Origin of the sequence: Colwellia sp. 75C3 (assembly GCF_002836255.1) — a bacterium.
Lineage (GTDB): Bacteria > Pseudomonadota > Gammaproteobacteria > Enterobacterales > Alteromonadaceae > Colwellia.
In genome coordinates this window covers 1-369 of record NZ_PJAU01000019.1, presented here as the reverse complement: position 1 = coordinate 369, position 369 = coordinate 1, and the positions used below count along the sequence as shown (strand labels likewise).

Here is a 369-nt window from a genome sequence, read left to right as displayed (position 1 = left end):
GCGCCTGCTATATAAGTACCATCATTGATACCTGAGCTATCTACATTATTGGCATCTTTTACTTGTGAAATTGTCCAAGAGCTATCAGCATTTTGACCAATTAAAGTACTGGAGGTGTTATTACCAATAATACCGGCAAAACTTAAGTAACTACTGACTTCTATATCTCCGCTTAACGCAGAAACATCAGCCCATTCATTAGCCTGACCTGTAAGGTAAGTTTCAATGCCCGAGAAATCCCCAATATAGGTTTCATCAGGAGTAGGATCTGTATTGTCCTGCTTTAATGAAAATGTTGCATCAGTAAAGCCCCATATGTTAACAACACCAGTACGAGCAGATAGGCTGTCAACACCTGCGCCATCTCCA

At 40.7% G+C, this 369-nt stretch carries 1 protein-coding gene; it reads right to left on the bottom strand.

What is annotated here, in order from left to right; all coding sequences use genetic code 11:
- Positions 1-369: hypothetical protein (locus CXF85_RS00120; protein WP_157828993.1), on the bottom strand; the 369-nt coding region annotated here is incomplete at both ends.